Source organism: Lactiplantibacillus sp. YT640 (genome assembly GCF_049745435.1).
Lineage (GTDB): Bacteria > Bacillota > Bacilli > Lactobacillales > Lactobacillaceae > Lactiplantibacillus > Lactiplantibacillus plantarum.
Genome location: NZ_JBMNVY010000082.1, coordinates 1 through 1,618, shown reverse-complemented (window position 1 = coordinate 1,618; position 1,618 = coordinate 1). Strand labels below are relative to the sequence as shown.

Sequence of the window (1,618 nt, the reverse complement as noted above, 5' to 3'; positions counted from 1 at the left end):
CGCCATTTCAATACCAAGTTTGTTTTTTATTGCTTTTAAAAACCTTTTAGGGAGACGAATGTTATGAAAAAACTTTCACTTATGGAAGGTAGATTGTAAAATTAATCCCAACGCTGTTCGGGAAAAATATCAGCTTCCTTTAAAATGGTGTTTACCACAAGCCCATTTTTTAGGAGCTGATTTTTTGTCTAGTATAACCTATTCTAAACGAAGTAAAATCGAAACCTGTTGTAAACTAGGACTGGCTATTGTTCAAATGGATGAGTGATTAAAACGATTCTGGTTAAAAGTTGGAAAAAACTCAAATTTAGGTGACAAACAAAAAATACTAAGCTTAGTATTTTTTGTTTGGTTTTGTTGTCTCGATAAATTTGGTAAGCAAGTCTTGCGACTGCTAGACCAAACCAGCACCAAGCTAACATGGCTGAAAACTTTTCCTAGTATGGGTGCAGTATATTGCATATGCACCACCACCTTTCAAGCAAAAACAGCCACTACCCTTAAAACTCTCCACGATAGAATTATATTATATGTTGAGAGACGTATTCTAAGCCCTCGTTGACTTGCTTTAGTGCATCGTTCCACTATAATATACTATACATAGCCTTTTACTATGATTATTTAGTTAGATGTAGGCTTATAATTGTTGAGTATAGGAGTGCAATGTTAATGGAGACTATATCAAGCATTGCTAAACGATTAAATGTTACAAATGGTCGTATTTATCAGATAATCAAAGAAATACCGGCTGATAAGCAGCCTAAGAAAGATGCTAAGGGTAAGTATAATTTCACTAAAGAGTCTGTAGAGGCTATAGAAAGCTATTATAATAGTTCAAGTAGTCCCAAGACCGACAATGAAAGTGATCTAGTGAAGCAATTACGTGCAGACTTAGAAGACGCTAAAGCAGAGATTAAGGCTAAAAATAATCAGATAGACAAGTTTCAGCAATTACTGGATCAACAGCAACAACTGAATTTAGCAACTAACCGTCAAAATGAGAAATTGTTAGATGGTAATGCTGATAACACCCCACAAAAGGGTAGTGAGAGCCCAAATAAGGACGATACAGATGGTTTAGAACCGAATGAGGATAATCATAAGGTGGAAGACAATAAAACGCCTAAAAAGGGTTTCTTTGACTGGTTAAAACGAGGCTAATATAAAATACCCCTCGACTATTCAAGTAGTCGGGGGGTATAATTATGTTTGTAAGTAAATTAAATAGACAAAAAAATTCCCTCGGTGGGCACCGGGGGAACACACAACTCTTATCAAAGTTTATGTGTTCATTTTACCTACTATTGTAAGATTTTTCAAGTAGGTAGAGTTGAATTTTTCTGGAACACGGGGGAGCCAAGCCCCGTTACTAGAGTGGCAACATTCTAGCCAAGCCAACTAATCTTACCTTTCGAGGACTGACAGCCGGTTAGCGGAGCTAATGAAACAAGTCGACAGGTCAAGTGAGAGCCGCCGCTATAAACTCCCACTAGGAATTAATCTATACTTGTATTTAGGTTAGTTCCGAACGGCGGCCCCACGCACGGGGCGGGCGGTAAAGCAGTACGAAAGTACAGGGCTATTACGCAAGGCCAGTGATCCAAACAACTAAAAATAA

1 protein-coding gene is annotated in these 1,618 nt (G+C 37.8%); it reads left to right on the top strand.

What is annotated here, in order from left to right:
- Positions 1–669: 669 nt before the first annotated feature.
- Complete coding sequence (locus ACOV1R_RS16005; protein WP_103852010.1) at positions 670–1,161, top strand: hypothetical protein; 492 nt, start codon at positions 670–672, stop codon at positions 1,159–1,161.
- Positions 1,162–1,618: the final 457 nt, after the last annotated feature.